We start from the raw sequence: 17,495 nt of genomic DNA, 5'->3' as shown, positions 1-17,495 counted from the left end.
ACGCTCCGATCCTGAACTGACCATATACACATTACTCTTCAGAGGCGCCCGTTTTGATAAGCACCACGACCCGGTGAACGCTATCCATCAAGGTGGCTACAGGCCAATAAAAGGCCATCACAGTATATACTGGATTGTTTTGTATATATAAATCAAGTGGTTAAAAATGATACGCCGGGCGTCAATTATTGCGAGCGCGCCATTCACTGTTCACCAGGTAAATTTATACGATTGTAGCGTAAAAAAAGTGAAAATCGCAGTCTTGCGCAGCCATGATTCGTGCGTATGATAACGTCACTGGAGTTGTGCTCTCACAATAATGCAATTAACCCCAGGAATTCGTACATGCGTATCGAAGAAGATCTGAAGCTTGGTTTTAAAGACGTTCTTATCCGCCCAAAACGCTCTACCCTCAAAAGCCGTTCTGATGTTCAGCTGGAACGTGAATTCACTTTTAAACATTCTGGCCTGTCCTGGTCTGGCGTGCCGATCATTGCCGCTAACATGGATACCGTCGGGACGTTTGGCATGGCGAAAGCGCTGGCCTCTTTCGGTATTCTGACCGCAGTTCACAAGCACTATACCGTTGAACAATGGCAGGAGTTTGTCCAGTCGGTGTCCGCAGAGGTGCTGAAATACGTCATGGTGTCCACCGGGACCTCGGATGTCGATTTCGAAAAAACCCAGCAGATCCTTTCTCAGAATCCGCAGCTTAGCTTCGTCTGCATCGATGTGGCGAATGGTTATTCTGAACATTTTGTTCAGTTCGTCGCTAAAGCGCGTGCCGCCTGGCCGCAGAAAACCATTATTGCGGGTAACGTTGTTACGGGCGAAATGTGCGAAGAGCTGATTCTGTCCGGTGCTGATATTGTGAAAGTGGGCATCGGCCCGGGTTCCGTATGTACCACTCGCGTGAAGACCGGCGTCGGTTATCCGCAGCTGTCTGCCGTTATCGAGTGTGCTGACGCGGCGCATGGCCTGGGTGGCCAGATCGTCAGCGACGGCGGTTGCACGATGCCTGGTGACGTGGCGAAAGCCTTCGGCGGCGGTGCAGATTTTGTCATGCTGGGGGGAATGCTGGCCGGCCATGAAGAGAGCGGTGGTACCGTCGTTGAAGAAAACGGCGAGAAATTCATGCTGTTCTACGGCATGAGCTCCGAATCCGCCATGACGCGCCACGTTGGCGGCGTTGCGCAGTATCGCGCCGCGGAAGGCAAAACCGTTAAGTTGCCGCTGCGTGGACCGGTAGAGAACACGGCTCGTGATATCCTCGGTGGCCTGCGTTCTGCCTGCACCTATGTGGGTGCCTCTCGCCTGAAAGAGCTGACCAAGCGCACGACCTTCATTCGCGTGCAGGAACAAGAGAACCGCGTGTTCAACAGCCTGTAATGTCAGATGCTGGCGCGTTTCGCGCCAGCACTTATCCACCCATTCCGCTAATGGCGTCACCCAGATGAAAGATGGGTAAATACATCGCCACCACCAGCACACCGACAATTGTTCCGGTTATCAACAGCAGGGCCGGCTCCAGTAACGTTGCCAGGTTTTCAGCCTGATAATGCGTCTGCTCGCTATGATGACGGGCGAGATTTTCCAGCATCGTATCCAGCGATCCGGATGCTTCACCGGTACGGATCAACTGCAGGCATAGCGTGGTAAAACCGCCGCTTCGTTCAAGAGCCTGCCAGATGGGGACTCCGTGGCTAATGTGCAGATGCGCCTGCTGGATCCGCTGGCGCCATAGCGGGCAGTTCAGCGTATCCTCGACGCTTTCCAGACCTTGCAGAAAGCTAATACCTGCACTCTGGGTGAGTGCGAGCACGGTAAAGATCTGGCTAAGCCGCTGTCCGCGTTTTAGTTTTCCCACCACTGGAAGCGCGTGAAGCATTTTTTGTCGCTGTAGCAGCCAGTGCGGGCGGCGACGGGCTATCAGGTTAAGGACTACGGGTAGCACAATCGGCAGGATCAGCATTGGCCAGCCATAGCTAAGGCTCTCGCTGGCGTGAATAACCAGGCGCGTCAGCAGCGGTAGCGGTGTGTTGAAGGTTTGGTAAATCGCCGCAAACTCTGGCAGGACGAAGCACAGCATCGCCACCACCACCATCAGGGCCAGGCCCAGAATAACGGCCGGGTAGCGCACCGCTTTTTTCACTTTGTCCGCCAGCTGCTGCTGTTCCTGCTGCTGACGCGCCAGCTGAAGACAACAAAAATCCAGTTTACCGGTGAGTTCGCCGGTACGAATCATCGCCAGACTAAGCGGTGCAAAAGCCTGAGGCCACTTTTCCAGCGCGACAGAAAGCGAGACCCCTTGCGCCAGATCCTGAGCCAGTGTGCGCAACAGCGCCTGCCATTGCGCGCTCGGTTGCTGCTGCGCCAGCAGCTCGAGTCCTTCAGCTAAAGAAAGCCCGGCCTGAAGGAGCACCGCCAGTTGGCGAACAACCTGACTGCCATAGCGCGGATGCCAGAGCGTGTTTTTGATCGCACAGCGGCGAATGGCCAGTGGAATAATGCGTTCATGCTGAAGCGCCTGGAATACTTCCAGTCGGCCAGGGTTCCACTGTGTCCCCTGACAAAATTGGCCCTGCATATCCACGCCTTGCCAGCGCCAGAGACGGTTAGCGGTCATGAGGGATCCCCAGTACGCGGATGATTTCTTCAAGGTTGGTCAGCCCTTGCTCGACCGCCAGACAGCCGCTTTCAAACAACGTCATCATTCCCGCTTCGCGTGCCAGAGATTCGATTTCCAGAGCGCTCAGGCCACGGGCAATCGCTTGACGTAGCGGGGCATTCACCGGCAATAGCTCAAATAGTGCCTGGCGACCATAGTAGCCGTGATAGCAATGCTGACAGCCTACGGCCTGCCAGCGCGGGAGAGGTCGGGGCCACAGGCGGCGCGGTATATCCATCGTCTTCCCGGTTTCACGGCGGCAGTGGACGCACAGTTTACGCACCAGGCGTTGAGCGATAACCAGAGACAGTGCAGAAGAGAGCATCCAGCCGGCAACGCCCATTTGCTGTAGGCGGGTGAGGGTTTCACTGGTGGAGTTGGTGTGCAGCGTCGAGAGGACCAGATGCCCGGTTTGCGCCGCTTTAATCGCAATCTCTGCGGTCTCCGCATCGCGAATTTCCCCGACCATCACAATGTCAGGATCCTGGCGTAACAGCGCGCGCAGAACGCTTTGAAAGGTCAGCCCGGCGCGGGGGTTGATTTGTGTCTGGTTCATTCCGGCTATCGGCATCTCCAGCGGATCTTCCACGCTACAAATATTGACCGCATCGTGGTTTCTGGTTTGCAGCGCGCTATAAAGGGTAACGGTTTTACCGCTACCGGTTGGGCCGGTAACCAGCAGCAGTCCCTGCGGCTGGTCGAGGGCCGAGCGAAACGCATTAAGCTGGTCTGACGAAAGTCCCAGCGCCCCCAGCTCGAGTGCCTGCTCGACCTGATGCAGTAAACGCAGCACGATTTTCTCCCCGTGGCGACAGGGAAGCGTGGCAATACGGAAAGAGACCGGTCGACCGGCAAGGGACAGGGTAAACTGGCCATCCTGTGGCAGGCGATGCTCGGCGATGTCCAGGTTGCCGAGCACTTTGAGCCGCGCGGCAACCGGGGCTGCGCGTTCAGGAGGAAGGGGTGAAAGTGCATGGAGCACGCCATCCACACGCAGGCGAATGCGCAGGTGATTTTCTTCGGGTTCAAAATGAATGTCGGAAGCCCGCTGGCGTAGCGCTTGCTCAAGGATCTGCTGGACCTGCCCGATAACATCGGTCGCGGTATCGCTGTGGGCAGGGGGCGAGTCGTGGGCTGCCGCCTGCTGACGCTTATGCATCTGCTCCTGGCTCCAGCATTCGATATCGATTCGTTTCTGCGTAGCGAAACGCAGCGCCTCCATCAGTTCAGGCGTAGGAGCATCGACAACCGCGATAGCGATGGTTTGCTCATCGCTGTTCAACAGCAGCGCCTGATGGCGCTGGCAAAGGGAGATTAAGCGATCGGTTTTCATCGTGGCGGCCTCAGTTTATGCGGAACACATCTTCACAGGCCTGCTGGAGTGCACTGTTGCTGGCTATGTTGCAGATGCGCTGCCAGCCGGTGATACCGCTTGCGTTGTCCCAGGACGGCGTCAGGGTGACGCTCAGTCCGTTCAGGCTTTCTTGTCCGTTCAGCGTGACAATACCTCTCGCGACGCTCATGGTGGCGACGTAGCGCGTGGTCGCTGGAGAAGGGATGCCGTTGGCGCCGGCGTCACAGCTTGTCAGCCCGCCGTGTTCGAGCGCGCATAGTTCAATGGCCGTGCGGTACGGGACAAAGGTTTGCAGCATGTCGGTCAGGGCCGCTTTGCGCAGGTAGTTCTGATAAGCCGGAATACCGATAGCGCTCAGAATGGCGATAATGCCGATGACCACCATCAGCTCGATCAGGGTAAATCCGCGTTGTCTGTCCATATATGCTCCTTGTGGTTAAGGAAGCACTGTGACGCGCTTGAGGGGCAGCGGCGAATGGCAAATGAAGAGGTGGGAAACAACCTTCCAGATTTTCTGGTGTTCTTGCACGCAGGAGAGTCAAAGATGCTTGCTGTCTCGCAAAAGAACGCCCCGGCGCATTGTCGGCCCCGGGGCGGGCGATCAGCGAAAACGCATGGAGAGGTCCAGGGCGTGTACGTGCTTGGTCAGGGCGCCCACGGAGATGTAATCAACGCCGGTTTCGGCAAATTCGCGGATGGTTTTAAACGTGACGTTGCCGGACACTTCCAGCGCCGCCTTGCCGTTGGTCCGCTTCACCGCTTCACGCATCAGGTCGGTAGTGAAATTATCGAGCATAATGATATCCGCGCCGGCTTTAAGCGCTTCGTCCAGTTCATCAAGCGATTCCACTTCCACTTCCACCGGAACGTCCGGGTGTAGCCAGAAAGCTTTTTCCACCGCCTGACGCACTGAGCCTGAGGCAATAATGTGGTTTTCTTTAATCAGGAAGGCGTCGAATAAACCCAGACGGTGGTTGGCGCCGCCGCCGCACAGTACGGCATATTTCAGTGCGGTGCGCAGGCCTGGCAGCGTTTTACGCGTGTCGAGCAGCTGGGTTTTGGTTCCTGCCAGCAGCTCCACGTAACGATGTACTTCGCTGGAGACCCCGGACAGGGTCTGCACGAAATTCAGCGCAGTACGTTCACCGGTCAGCAGCAGCCGGGAAGGCCCCTCCAGCTCAAACAGCGGCTGGTCCGCTTTGATGAGAGCGCCATCTTCGACGTGCCAGGTGATGCTGACATCGTCGCCAGCCAGTTGAATGAAGACCTCTTCCACCCAGCGCTTACCGCAAAATACGCCGTCTTCGCGCGTAATAATGACCGCATGTGAGCGTGCGTCTTCCGGCAATAATTGGGCGCTAATATCGTTGTTGGCATTGACCTCGCCACCCAGATCTTCCCGCAGGGATTGGGCGACGGCATCGGTGATATCCAGGTTAATGCGTTCCAGCAGCGCGTCACGGCGGCGGTCGGGATTGTAGCGACGAGGCGACATGATAAAGCTCCAGATAGATAAGATTCAGCAGTGGGAAACATGCTAACCTGAACAGCGTTTCTACACCATACAGACTTCGCGCTTCGGGGCACCGCTGTATCGGCTATGTCTCTGCTTTTCAGCGATGATTTGTGGGTCGCTGGGCTGCAGGCTGAACGATTTTGTGTATGATAATCAGCATCCTTTGGGCCACGGGCGGCCCGGGAGCATGAGTTAGCGAAAGGAGATTCCGCATGCAGTTGAATGGGGGATGGCTGGTGGATGCGCGTCGGGTTCCTTCGCCGCACCATGATTGCCGCCCGGATGATGAAGCCCCTTCCTTACTGGTGGTGCATAATATTAGTCTGCCGCCGGGGGAATTTGGCGGCCCGTGGATTGATGCTTTATTCACCGGAACGCTCGATCCCAACGCTCATCCTTTCTTTGCGGAAATCGCGCACCTGCGCGTTTCAGCGCATTGTCTTATTCGTCGCGATGGCGAAATTGTGCAGTATGTTCCCTTTGATAAGCGCGCGTGGCACGCGGGGGTATCCAGCTATCACGGGCGTGAACGCTGCAATGATTTCTCTATCGGCATTGAGCTGGAAGGAACCGACACGCTGGCCTATACCGATGCGCAGTACCAGCAGCTGGTGGCGGTGACGCGGCAGCTAATCGCTTTGTACCCGGCCATCGCACACCATATGACTGGCCACAGCGATATTGCGCCAGTCCGAAAAACGGATCCCGGTCCGGCTTTTGACTGGGCAAAATTTCGCGGCCTGCTGGCCGCTTCGTCAGAAAAGGAGATGCCATGACGTTGTTTACTACGCTGCTGGTTCTCATCGCTGAGCGGCTGTTTAAGCTGGGTGAGCACTGGCAGCTCGATCACCGCCTGGAAGTGCTGTTTCGCCGGGTAAAACACTTTTCACTCCCTGCGACCCTGTTGATGACGGCGCTGGCCATGGCGGTGGTCTATCTTATTCAGCGCGTGCTGCACGGGGTGCTGTTTAACGTCCCGCTGCTGGTCTTCTGGATCTTGCTCGGCCTGCTGTGTATTGGCGCGGGCAGGGTACGGCTGCACTATCATGCGTATCTGAAAGCCGCATCACGCAACGATCGTCATGCCTGCGACGCAATGGCCAGCGAGCTGACGCTGATTCACGGCGTGCCGCCAGGCTGTGACGACCGCGAGTTTCTGAGCGAACTGCAAAATGCCCTGCTGTGGATTAACTACCGCTACTACCTGGCTCCGCTGTTCTGGTTTGTGGTTGGCGGGCCATGGGGACCCATTACGCTGATTGGCTACTGTGTGCTGCGCGCCTGGCAGACGTGGCTGGCACGTTATCAGACGCCGCGCCATCGCCTACAGTCGGGGATTGATGCCATTCTGCACGTGGTAGACTGGCTGCCGGTGCGTCTGGTCGGCGTGGTCTATGCGCTGGTGGGGCACGGTGAAAGGGCGTTGCCGGCCTGGTTTGCTTCTTTGGGCGATCGTCACTCGTCGCAGTACCAGGTTCTGACCCGACTGGCTCAGTTTTCGCTGGCGCGCGAACCGCATGTGGATAAGGTCGAGACGCCTAAAGCGGCGGTCTCAATGGCCAAAAAAACGTCGCTGGTGGTGGTCGTTATCATGGCGCTACTCACCATTTACGGTACCTTGATTTAAGCCCCGCCCGCCGCCGGGCGGGGGAGGGGATCAATACGTATCGGCAGGCGGGATGCCGAAGTCAGGCATCCCGTTTTCTTGCCAGCGAACCCGCTTGAGCCGCGTATGGCGATTCGGATCGTACAGCGGATCGCCTTCAATCCCGGTATAGTTCCGCGCATGGTAGACCAGCACATCTTCCCCTTCCGGCGTTTGCGTAAAACCGTTGTGGCCGGGGCCATACTGATGATTCTCATCGCTGGTGCGAAATACGGGCTCCGGCGATTTATGCCAGTTCTCCGGGCGCAGCGGGTCGGCCAGCAGGTCTATCCACAAGAGTCCCATGCAGTAGTTTTCATCGGTCGCGCTGGCGGAATAGCTGACAAACAGCTGCTCCCCGTGAACCAGAACCGCCGGGCCTTCATTGACCCGAAAACCACGACATTCCCAGTCAAACTCCGGTTTGCTCAGCATGACAGGCTCACCTTTTAGCGTCCACGGGTTTGCCAGCTCCGCCAGATAGAGGTTGGAATTGCCTGCAATATGTGGGGCTTTCTGCGCCCACAGATACCACCGCCTGCCCTGATGCTGAAAGGTGGTGGCATCCAGCGCAAAGGTATCGAAGGGCGTTTTTACCTGACCTTTTTCAACCCACTGGCCGCTGAGCGGGTCGCTGTCGGCACATTCGAGGACAAACATCCGGTGCTGGAACATCCCGAGTTGGTCCAGGTCGTGGGTGTGAGCGGCGGCAAAATAGATATACCATTTCCCGTCAATTTCATGCAGTTCCGGTGCCCAGATGAGCTGGCTCATCGGGCCGCTCTCCGGTTTACGCCAGACCACCACCGGCGGCGCTTCGCGCAGGCCTTCCAGCGTCGCCGCGCGACGAATCTCCAGCCGGTCATATTCCGGGACCGAGGCGATAAAATAGTAGTGATCCTGATGGCGCAGAATATAGGGGTCCGCGCGTTGTTCAATAAACGGATTAGGCCAGTTGCTCATCAAGCTTTCCTTATGTGTTCACTGGTTTTGAGATCCTGCCAGGTATTGAGTTCCTCATAGTTAGCGCGACGTTTTTCCAGGTCCGCCTGGATTTGGCACATAAACTCGCGGTTGACCTTCAGCATCCGCACGACGCCTGCGGTAATCAGGTAGCCAATACCTGGAATGATGCTGAACAGCAGCACGATACCGTTTACCGCCGAGGCGCTCTGCTCTTTAGCACCGGCATCGTAACCGTACCAGGAGAGCAGGAAACCGACCATCGCGCCCGCTACCGCCAGCCCGACTTTCAGGAAGAAAAGATTACCGGAGAAGCTGATCCCGGTGATGCGTTTGCCGGTTTTCCACTCGCCGTAATCATCGACGTCAGCCATCAGGGACCAGTGCAGCGGCGACGGGATCTGATGCAGGATGTTGAGCAGGAAGTAGAGCACCATAATCATCATGGTGGCATGTGGGTCAAAGAAGTAGAACGCGCAGGAGAAAATCGCCAGGGCGATATTGGTCCAGAAGAAGACCTGCAGCTTACACCAGCGATCGGTCAGCACTTTTGCCAGCATACTGCCGATCATCATCCCGACGACGCCGAGGCTGATAAACAGCGTCGCAAAGTGGGTGCTTTGCTGCATGACCCAGGTCACGTAGTACATGGTGGCGGCCATGCGGATAAACCCGGGGCAGACGTTGCACAGCGTTAACAGCAGGATGCGAACCCACTGATCGTTTTTCCAGACGTCCTTAAAGTCTTGCTTCAGTTCATCATGGGTCTGCACCGCCGGGCGCACGCGTTCACGGACGGTGGCGAAGCAGAATAAAAACATACACATACCAATTGCAGCCAGTACGGTCATCGCCATCTGATAACCTTTGGCTTTATCAGCGCCACCGAACCAGTCGGCCATCGGCAGCAGCGTCAGCGACAGCAGCAGCGTGGCAATACCGACCATAACAAAACGATACGACTGGCAGGCGACGCGCTCCTGCGGATCGTTAGTAATCACGCTGCCTAACGAGCAGTAGGGAATGTTAATCGCGGTATAGGTCAGCGAGAGCAGGAAGTAGGTGACGAAGGCATAGATAACTTTGCTGTGATAGGTCCATTCCGGCGTGGTGAACATCAGGACGCTGAACAGCGCGTAGGGGAAGGCCATCCACAGCAGCCACGGACGGAAGCGGCCATATTTACTGCGCGTACGATCGGCCATGGCGCCCATGATCGGGTCGGTCACAGCATCGATGACGCGTACTGAGAGTAACAAAATGCCCACTAACGCTGGCGCGAGGCCAAAAATATCGGTGTAAAAGTAGTTAACAAACAGCATGATGGCGCCAAATATGATGTTGCATCCGGCATCGCCCATCCCATAGCCAATCTTTTCTCTCACTGAAAGTTTATTGCCTGCCATCTGGAGATCTCCCCGTTGCGGTATGGAGAGAATTATTTGCGCAATCACCGATAAATGCGTTGCAGTATCAGGTCGACGATATGGATAGAACGACTGTGGAAGGGAAAGTGTGAACCAGATAACAATGCTCTGTGCCCGCCATGACGGGACGGGCACAGAATAGTGAGATGTATTATTGTGCTTTTAGTGCGCTGGCGCTTTTCTGTTTAAACAGATAGCCGATACCCAGAATCGCAATCCATACCGGGATCAGGTAAACGGAAATCGCCATGCCCGGCGTCATCAGCATAATCACCAGCACCGCCACCATGAACAGCAGGCAGACCCAGTTGCCGACCGGGTAAAACAGCGCCGGGAAGCGTGAAACCACGCCCTGCTGCTGCTTAGCGCGACGGAACTTCATATGCGCCAGGCTAATCATCGCCCAGTTAATCACCAGCGCGGAGACCACCAGCGCCATGAGCAGGCCAAAGGCCGACTCCGGTGCGAAGTAGTTAATCAGGACGCACAGCGCGGTGACCACGGCAGAGACCAGAATGGTATTGACCGGCACGCCGCGCTTATCAACGCTCATCAGCGCTTTCGGGGCGTTCCCCTGCTGGGCCAGACCGAACAACATGCGGCTGTTGCAGTATACGCAGCTGTTATACACGGACAGCGCAGCGGTCAGCACCACGACGTTCAGGGCGTTGGCCACAAAGGTATCACCCAGCTCGTGGAAGATCAGCACGAACGGACTGGTGTCTGCGGTGACGCGCGTCCACGGCAGCAGTGAAAGCAGAACGGCCAGCGAGCCCACATAGAAAATCAGGATACGGTAGATAACCTGGTTGGTGGCTTTCGGGATGCTCTGTTCCGGATTATCCGCTTCAGCAGCCGTGATCCCGACCAGCTCCAGACCACCAAATGAGAACATGATAATCGCCATCATCATCACCAGCCCGGTGAAGCCATGCGGCAGGAACCCGCCCTGGTCCCACAGGTTGCGTACGGTTGCCTGCGGGCCGCCGTTGCCGCTGAACAGCAGCCAGCCGCCAAACAGAATCATCGCCACAACGGCCACCACTTTAATAATGGCGAACCAGAACTCCATTTCACCAAACACTTTCACGTTGGTCAGGTTAATAGCATTGATGGCAATAAAGAACACCGCGGCGGATACCCAGGTTGGGATCTCGGGCCACCAGAACTGAATATATTTCCCGACGGCGGTCAACTCGGCCATGGCCACCAGAACGTACAGTACCCAGTAGTTCCAACCGGAAGCAAAGCCGGCAAAACCGCCCCAGTATTTATACGCAAAATGACTGAATGAACCTGCCACCGGCTCTTCTACAACCATCTCACCCAGCTGACGCATGATCAGGAAGGCGATAAAACCGGCGATCGCATAGCCCAGAATAATCCCGGGGCCGGCGGACTGAATAACGGATGCACTGCCCAGAAACAGGCCGGTGCCGATAGCGCCGCCCAGAGCAATAAGCTGAATATGGCGGTTTTTCAGGCCGCGCTTGAGCCGATCGCCATGCTGTTGACCTTCCATCATGAAACCTCGTGTGTGGTTATTATGTTTATACGCGTCGTCCTTCAGGCTACTGCTTCGTTGTCTGTCCCTGCCAGATAGCATAGCTATCTAAATTCAAGGGCGTTTTGGTCAGCTCTGTCCTGATTGATTCAGCTTACATATTGTTGTGTGGTGTAATTGCGAAATTCCGTTTTCGTATTGATTTCTTTACGGAAGGCGAAACATAAAAACACCAAAAGGCCTTTCGTCTCACCGAGAATAGTGATAAGCGCGAGTGAATGCACCTGCTTTATGAAGGGATGATGACGAAGCGAGCAAAAAGAAACCATTTGTAAATAGCAGGCCGGTGAAAGCAATTCGCCTGAGGTGGCTGGATATTCACTATTTATGAATAATTAATTGAGTTTTGCTGAGTTGAATCGGTTCAGATAGCCTAATTTTTCGTTTCATAAACGTTAACGCTACCTCTTATGGGGTAAACACATCATTTGTGTGAAGTTACAATTCTGAAATGTTATTTCTGTAAGGTTGTTAAAATGTGCGTGGTTTCCTGATTTCAATCAAAACCTGTATGGACAGAAGGTGAATACTTTGTTACTTTACCGCTACGAACTGCGAATTGGTAAGACCAATTGACTACGGGCTAATGGCAGAGACAGGGAATATGGCCTACAGCAAAATCCGCCAACCAAAACTATCTGATGTGATAGAGCAGCAGCTTGAGTTTTTAATCCTTGAGGGGACCTTACGCCCCGGTGAAAAACTCCCGCCTGAACGCGAACTGGCCAAACAGTTCGACGTTTCCCGCCCCTCGCTGCGTGAGGCGATTCAACGCCTCGAAGCCAAGGGCTTGTTGCTTCGTCGCCAGGGCGGTGGAACTTTTGTACAGAGCAGCCTGTGGCAGAGCTTCAGCGACCCGCTGGTCGAGCTACTGTCCGATCACCCTGAATCCCAATTTGATCTGCTGGAAACCCGCCACGCGCTGGAAGGCATCGCGGCTTATTACGCGGCGCTACGCAGCAATGATGCTGACCGCGAACGTATTCGCGAGCTGCATCAGGCTATCGAACGGGCTCAGCAGTCTGGCGACCTTGACGCCGAATCTGACGCCGTCGTCCAGTATCAAATTGCCGTCACCGAAGCGGCGCACAATGTCGTGCTGCTCCATCTGCTACGCTGCATGGAGCCGATGCTCGCGCAAAACGTTCGTCAGAACTTTGAATTGTTGTATGCCCGTCGGGAGATGCTTCCGCAGGTCAGCAATCATCGCACTCGTATTTTCGAGGCGATAATCGCCGGAGAGCCGGAGCAGGCGCGTGAAGCGTCGCATCGACACCTGGCGTTCATTGAAGAAATTTTGCTGGATCGTAGCCGTGAGGAGAGTCGTCGAGAACGCTCACTGCGTCGTTTACAGCAACGGAAAGATGAGAACTCCGGTTCTTAAGCGCCATTTTTAGAGCGCGGCAACTAAACGCAGAACCTGTCTTATTGCACTTTTAGTTGTTCAAAATAATTTTGGATGTATCGCGGCGGCAAGCGCGCGAATTCCCTGGAGCATAGTGAACTATGTGACAGGGATGAGGAAGCGCAGCCAACAAAGATACAGCCGGAAGTATGAAGAACAAAGAGTGCAATGGGACAGGTTCCAGATTAATCAACGATTAGATAGATAAGGAATACCCCCCATGTCAGAACGTTTACCAAATGACGTGGATCCGATCGAAACTCGCGACTGGCTACAGGCGATCGAATCGGTCATCCGTGAAGAAGGTGTTGAGCGTGCTCAGTATCTGATTGACCAACTCCTTTCTGAAGCCCGCAAAGGCGGGGTGAAGGTTGCTGCTGGCACATCTACAGGCAGTTACGTCAACACTATTGCCGTTGAAGACGAACCGGAATATCCGGGGAATCTGGATCTGGAACGTCGAATTCGTTCTGCGATTCGTTGGAACGCCATCATGACCGTTCTGCGCGCATCGAAAAAAGATCTGGAACTGGGTGGCCACATGGCTTCCTTCCAGTCCTCCGCAACGTTCTATGAAGTGTGCTTTAACCACTTCTTCCGTGCGCGCAACGAGCAGGATGGCGGCGACCTGGTTTACTTCCAGGGCCACATTTCTCCGGGCGTATACGCACGTGCGTTCCTCGAAGGCCGTCTGACCGAAGAGCAGATGAACAACTTCCGTCAGGAAGTTCACGGTAACGGTCTGTCCTCTTATCCGCACCCGAAACTGATGCCGGAATTCTGGCAGTTCCCGACCGTCTCCATGGGTCTGGGCCCAATCGGCGCTATCTATCAGGCGAAATTCCTCAAGTATCTGGAACACCGCGGTCTGAAAGACACCTCTAAACAAACCGTTTATGCCTTCCTGGGCGACGGCGAGATGGACGAGCCGGAATCTAAAGGCGCTATCACCATCGCGACCCGTGAAAAACTGGATAACCTGGTCTTCGTCATCAACTGCAACCTGCAGCGTCTGGACGGCCCGGTCACCGGTAACGGCAAAATCATTAACGAGCTGGAAGGTATCTTCGCCGGTGCCGGCTGGAACGTTATCAAGGTTATCTGGGGCGGTCGTTGGGATGAGCTGCTGCGTAAAGACACCAGCGGTAAGCTGATTCAGCTGATGAACGAAACCGTTGACGGTGACTACCAGACCTTCAAATCCAAAGATGGCGCGTACGTTCGCGAGCACTTCTTCGGTAAATATCCGGAAACCGCCGCGCTGGTTGCCGACTGGACTGACGAGCAGATCTGGGCTCTGAACCGCGGTGGTCACGATCCGAAGAAAGTCTTTGCTGCACTGAAAAAAGCGCAGGAGACCAAAGGCAAAGCGACCGTTATCCTGGCACATACCATTAAAGGGTATGGCATGGGCGATACCGCTGAAGGTAAAAACATCGCTCACCAGGTGAAGAAAATGAACATGGACGGCGTTCGCTATGTTCGCGATCGTTTCAATGTTCCGGTTGCCGATGCGGATATCGAAAAACTGCCGTACGTGACCTTCCCGGAAGGCTCCGAAGAGCATACCTATCTGCACGCTCAGCGTCAGAAACTGCACGGCTATCTGCCGAGCCGTCAGCCGAACTTCGATGAGAAGCTGGAGCTGCCGACCCTGGAAGATTTTGCTCCGCTGCTGGAAGAGCAGAACAAAGAAATTTCTACCACTATCGCGTTCGTTCGTGCCCTGAACGTGATGCTGAAGAACAAGTCCATCAAAGACCGCCTCGTGCCGATCATCGCCGATGAAGCGCGTACCTTTGGTATGGAAGGCCTGTTCCGTCAGATTGGTATCTACAGCCCGAACGGCCAGCAGTACACCCCGCAGGACCGTGAGCAGGTTGCTTACTACAAAGAAGACGAAAAAGGTCAGATCCTGCAGGAAGGGATCAACGAACTGGGCGCAGGCGCATCCTGGCTGGCGGCGGCAACGTCTTACAGCACCAACAACCTGCCGATGATCCCGTTCTACATTTACTACTCCATGTTCGGCTTCCAGCGTATCGGCGACCTGTGCTGGCAGGCTGGCGATCAGCAGGCTCGCGGCTTCCTGGTCGGCGGGACTTCCGGTCGTACCACGCTGAACGGTGAAGGTCTGCAGCACGAAGATGGCCACAGCCATATTCAGTCTCTGACTATTCCGAACTGTATCTCTTACGATCCGTCTTACGCGTACGAAGTTGCGGTCATCATGCACGATGGTCTGGAGCGTATGTACGGTGAGAAACAAGAGAACGTTTACTACTACATCACCACGCTGAACGAAAACTACCACATGCCGGCGATGCCAGCAGGTGCCGAGGAAGGTATCCGTAAAGGTATCTATAAACTCGAAACCGTTGAAGGTAGCAAAGGTAAAGTTCAGCTGCTGGGCTCCGGTTCTATCCTGCGTCACGTTCGTGAAGCAGCGCAGATCCTGGCGAAAGACTACGGCGTGGGCTCTGACGTGTACTCCGTCACCTCCTTCACCGAACTGGCCCGTGATGGTCAGGACTGTGAGCGCTGGAACATGCTGCACCCGCTGGAAACTCCGCGCGTTCCGTACATCGCTCAGGTGATGAACGACGCTCCGGCTGTAGCATCAACCGACTATATGAAACTGTTCGCCGAGCAGGTCCGTACTTATGTACCGGCTGACGACTACCGCGTGCTGGGTACTGATGGCTTCGGACGTTCCGACAGCCGTGAGAACCTGCGTCACCACTTCGAAGTTGATGCTTCTTATGTGGTGGTAGCGGCACTGGGCGAACTGGCTAAACGTGGCGAAATCGATAAGAAAGTGGTGGCAGATGCCATCATCAAATTCAACATCGATGCAGAAAAAGTTAACCCGCGTCTGGCGTAAGAGGTAAAAGAATAATGGCTATCGAAATCAATGTACCGGACATCGGGGCTGATGAAGTTGAAATCACCGAGATCCTGGTCAAAGTAGGCGATAAAGTTGAAGCCGAACAGTCGCTGATCACTGTAGAAGGCGATAAAGCTTCTATGGAAGTCCCGTCTCCGCAGGCTGGCGTCGTAAAAGAGATCAAAGTCTCTGTCGGCGACAAAACTGAGACCGGCAAACTGATCATGATTTTCGATTCCGCCGACGGTGCAGCTGATGCTGCACCTGCCAAGGCAGAAGAGAAGAAAGAAGCGGCCCCGGCAGCAGCACCTGCTGCAGCGGCGGCAAAAGACGTTCACGTACCGGATATCGGCGGCGACGAAGTTGAAGTCACTGAGATCATGGTTAAAGTGGGCGATACCGTTGCGGCTGAACAGTCCCTGATCACCGTAGAAGGCGATAAAGCCTCTATGGAAGTTCCGGCGCCGTTCGCGGGTACCGTGAAAGAGATCAAAATCAACACCGGCGACAAAGTGTCTACCGGCTCGCTGATCATGGTCTTCGAAGTGGCTGGTGCAGCACCTGCTGCGGCCCCGGCACAGGCAGCCGCTCCGGCCGCTGCCGCGGCACCGGCAGCAGCAGCTGGCGCGAAAGACGTTCACGTACCGGACATCGGCGGTGATGAAGTCGAAGTCACCGAAGTGATGGTAAAAGTGGGCGACAAAGTTGCCGCTGAACAGTCCCTGATCACCGTAGAAGGCGACAAGGCTTCTATGGAAGTGCCGGCACCGTTTGCAGGCACCGTAAAAGAAATCAAAATCAGCACCGGCGACAAAGTCTCTACCGGTTCTCTGATTATGGTCTTTGAAGTGGAAGGCGCTGCGCCTGCCGCCGCTCCGGCTGCTGCTCCGGCACCGGCTGCCGCTCCGGCAGAGAAGGCTAAACCGGCCGCTGCTCCTGCGGCGAAAGCGGAAGGCAAATCTGAGTTTGCTGAAAACGACGCTTACGTTCATGCGACGCCGCTGATTCGTCGTCTGGCGCGCGAATTCGGCGTCAACCTGGCGAAAGTGAAAGGCTCCGGTCGTAAAGGCCGTATCCTGCGCGAAGACGTTCAGGCTTACGTGAAAAACGCGGTGAAACGCGCTGAAGCTGCGCCTGCCGCTGCCGCCGGTGGTGGTCTGCCGGGCATGCTGCCGTGGCCGAAAGTGGACTTCAGCAAGTTTGGTGAAGTGGAAGAAGTTGAGCTGGGCCGTATCCAGAAAATCTCTGGTGCGAACCTGAGCCGTAACTGGGTAATGATCCCGCACGTTACGCACTTCGATAAAACTGATATCACCGATCTGGAAGCCTTCCGTAAGCAGCAGAATGCTGAAGCTGAGAAGCGCAAGCTGGACGTGAAATTCACCCCGGTTGTCTTCATCATGAAAGCGGTTGCCGCTGCGCTTGAGCAGATGCCACGCTTTAACAGCTCGCTGTCCGAAGATGCACAGCGTCTGACGCTGAAGAAATACATCAACATCGGGGTGGCGGTTGATACGCCGAATGGTCTGGTTGTTCCGGTCTTTAAAGATGTGAACAAGAAGAGCATTACCGAGCTGTCTCGTGAACTGACGGTTATCTCTAAGAAAGCGCGTGATGGTAAGCTGACTGCGGGCGAAATGCAGGGCGGTTGCTTCACCATCTCCAGCATCGGTGGCCTGGGGACAACCCACTTCGCGCCGATTGTCAACGCGCCGGAAGTGGCGATCCTCGGGGTGTCTAAATCCGCGATGGAACCGGTGTGGAATGGTAAAGAGTTTGTACCGCGTCTGATGATGCCTATCTCTCTGTCCTTCGACCACCGCGTGATCGATGGTGCTGATGGTGCGCGCTTTATCACCATCATCAACAACATGCTGAGCGATATTCGCCGCCTGGTGATGTAAGCGAAAAGCCGGCCTGACGGCCGGCTTTTTTCTGGTAATCTTGTCTTCGTTTCGGGGTTATCAGCAACAAAGGACAAAATCGTTTGCCGTTTGTTGTTTCAAAATTGTTAACAATTTTGTAAAATGCAGGCGGATAGAACGTCCCGGTGGACATGGGCGTAA

13 protein-coding genes are annotated in these 17,495 nt (G+C 55.3%); 6 read left to right on the top strand and 7 right to left on the bottom strand.

All coding sequences use genetic code 11. From position 1 onward, the window contains the following. The first annotated feature begins 345 nt into the window (after nucleotides 1–345). A complete protein-coding gene (locus AC007G_RS16235) occupies nucleotides 346–1,389 on the top strand; it encodes a GMP reductase (protein ID WP_032689473.1) in 1,044 nt (347 codons plus the stop codon). Nucleotides 1,390–1,420: 31 nt separating this feature from the next. On the opposite strand, the gene hofC is transcribed toward AC007G_RS16235, so the two are convergent. The 4 genes from hofC to nadC form a co-directional block, all read right to left on the bottom strand. Beyond that, a complete protein-coding gene (gene hofC, locus AC007G_RS16230) occupies nucleotides 1,421–2,626 on the bottom strand; it encodes a protein transport protein HofC (protein WP_142630734.1) in 1,206 nt (401 codons plus the stop codon). Continuing rightward, nucleotides 2,616–4,001: a type II secretion system protein GspE gene (gene gspE, locus AC007G_RS16225; protein WP_032689471.1), complete on the bottom strand. Its 1,386-nt coding sequence runs from the start codon at nucleotides 3,999–4,001 to the stop codon at nucleotides 2,616–2,618. Before gspE ends, hofC begins: the two co-directional genes overlap by 11 nt. A gap of 10 nt (nucleotides 4,002–4,011) precedes the next feature. Next, nucleotides 4,012–4,443, bottom strand: a complete 432-nt coding sequence (gene ppdD / locus AC007G_RS16220) for a prepilin peptidase-dependent pilin (protein ID WP_032689470.1) — start codon at nucleotides 4,441–4,443, stop codon at nucleotides 4,012–4,014. 180 nt (nucleotides 4,444–4,623) lie between these two features. After that, nucleotides 4,624–5,517, bottom strand: coding sequence for a carboxylating nicotinate-nucleotide diphosphorylase (nadC, locus tag AC007G_RS16215; RefSeq protein WP_064357520.1), 894 nt, complete (start codon nucleotides 5,515–5,517; stop codon nucleotides 4,624–4,626). Between the two features lie 233 nt (nucleotides 5,518–5,750). Between nadC and ampD the strand changes: the two genes are divergently transcribed. Next, nucleotides 5,751–6,314, top strand: coding sequence for a 1,6-anhydro-N-acetylmuramyl-L-alanine amidase AmpD (ampD, locus tag AC007G_RS16210; RefSeq protein ID WP_032698151.1), 564 nt, complete (start codon nucleotides 5,751–5,753; stop codon nucleotides 6,312–6,314). Next, a complete protein-coding gene (gene ampE / locus AC007G_RS16205) occupies nucleotides 6,311–7,165 on the top strand; it encodes a beta-lactamase regulator AmpE (protein ID WP_032689468.1) in 855 nt (284 codons plus the stop codon). Before ampD ends, ampE begins: the two co-directional genes overlap by 4 nt. Nucleotides 7,166–7,195: 30 nt before the next feature. Here the strand turns inward: ampE and AC007G_RS16200 are convergent, their stop codons facing one another. The 3 genes from AC007G_RS16200 to aroP all read right to left on the bottom strand — a co-directional run bounded on the left by AC007G_RS16200 (nucleotide 7,196) and on the right by aroP (nucleotide 11,098). Further along, nucleotides 7,196–8,146: a glycoside hydrolase family 43 protein gene (locus AC007G_RS16200; protein WP_032689467.1), complete on the bottom strand. Its 951-nt coding sequence runs from the start codon at nucleotides 8,144–8,146 to the stop codon at nucleotides 7,196–7,198. Continuing rightward, complete coding sequence (locus AC007G_RS16195) at nucleotides 8,146–9,552, bottom strand: glycoside-pentoside-hexuronide (GPH):cation symporter (protein WP_131064239.1); 1,407 nt, start codon at nucleotides 9,550–9,552, stop codon at nucleotides 8,146–8,148. Before AC007G_RS16195 ends, AC007G_RS16200 begins: the two co-directional genes overlap by 1 nt. Nucleotides 9,553–9,724: 172 nt before the next feature. Continuing rightward, nucleotides 9,725–11,098, bottom strand: coding sequence for an aromatic amino acid transporter AroP (gene aroP / locus AC007G_RS16190; protein ID WP_162180053.1), 1,374 nt, complete (start codon nucleotides 11,096–11,098; stop codon nucleotides 9,725–9,727). A 643-nt stretch (nucleotides 11,099–11,741) separates the two neighbouring features. Between aroP and pdhR the strand changes: the two genes are divergently transcribed. The 3 genes from pdhR (at nucleotide 11,742) to aceF (ending at nucleotide 17,333) form a co-directional block, all read left to right on the top strand. Beyond that, nucleotides 11,742–12,521: a pyruvate dehydrogenase complex transcriptional repressor PdhR gene (gene pdhR / locus AC007G_RS16185; RefSeq protein WP_004857919.1), complete on the top strand. Its 780-nt coding sequence runs from the start codon at nucleotides 11,742–11,744 to the stop codon at nucleotides 12,519–12,521. Between the two features lie 241 nt (nucleotides 12,522–12,762). Continuing rightward, the gene (gene aceE, locus AC007G_RS16180; RefSeq protein WP_032689465.1) at nucleotides 12,763–15,426 is read left to right on the top strand and encodes a pyruvate dehydrogenase (acetyl-transferring), homodimeric type; all 2,664 of its coding nucleotides are present in this window, start codon (nucleotides 12,763–12,765) and stop codon (nucleotides 15,424–15,426) included. A gap of 14 nt (nucleotides 15,427–15,440) precedes the next feature. Then, the gene (aceF, locus tag AC007G_RS16175; RefSeq protein WP_180888717.1) at nucleotides 15,441–17,333 is read left to right on the top strand and encodes a pyruvate dehydrogenase complex dihydrolipoyllysine-residue acetyltransferase; all 1,893 of its coding nucleotides are present in this window, start codon (nucleotides 15,441–15,443) and stop codon (nucleotides 17,331–17,333) included. The last annotated feature ends 162 nt before the right edge of the window (nucleotides 17,334–17,495 follow it).

The organism is Klebsiella sp. CSG-1, assembly GCF_056521145.1.
Note: the sequence above shows the minus strand (reverse complement) of the source record. Positions and strands in the feature narration are given on the sequence as shown.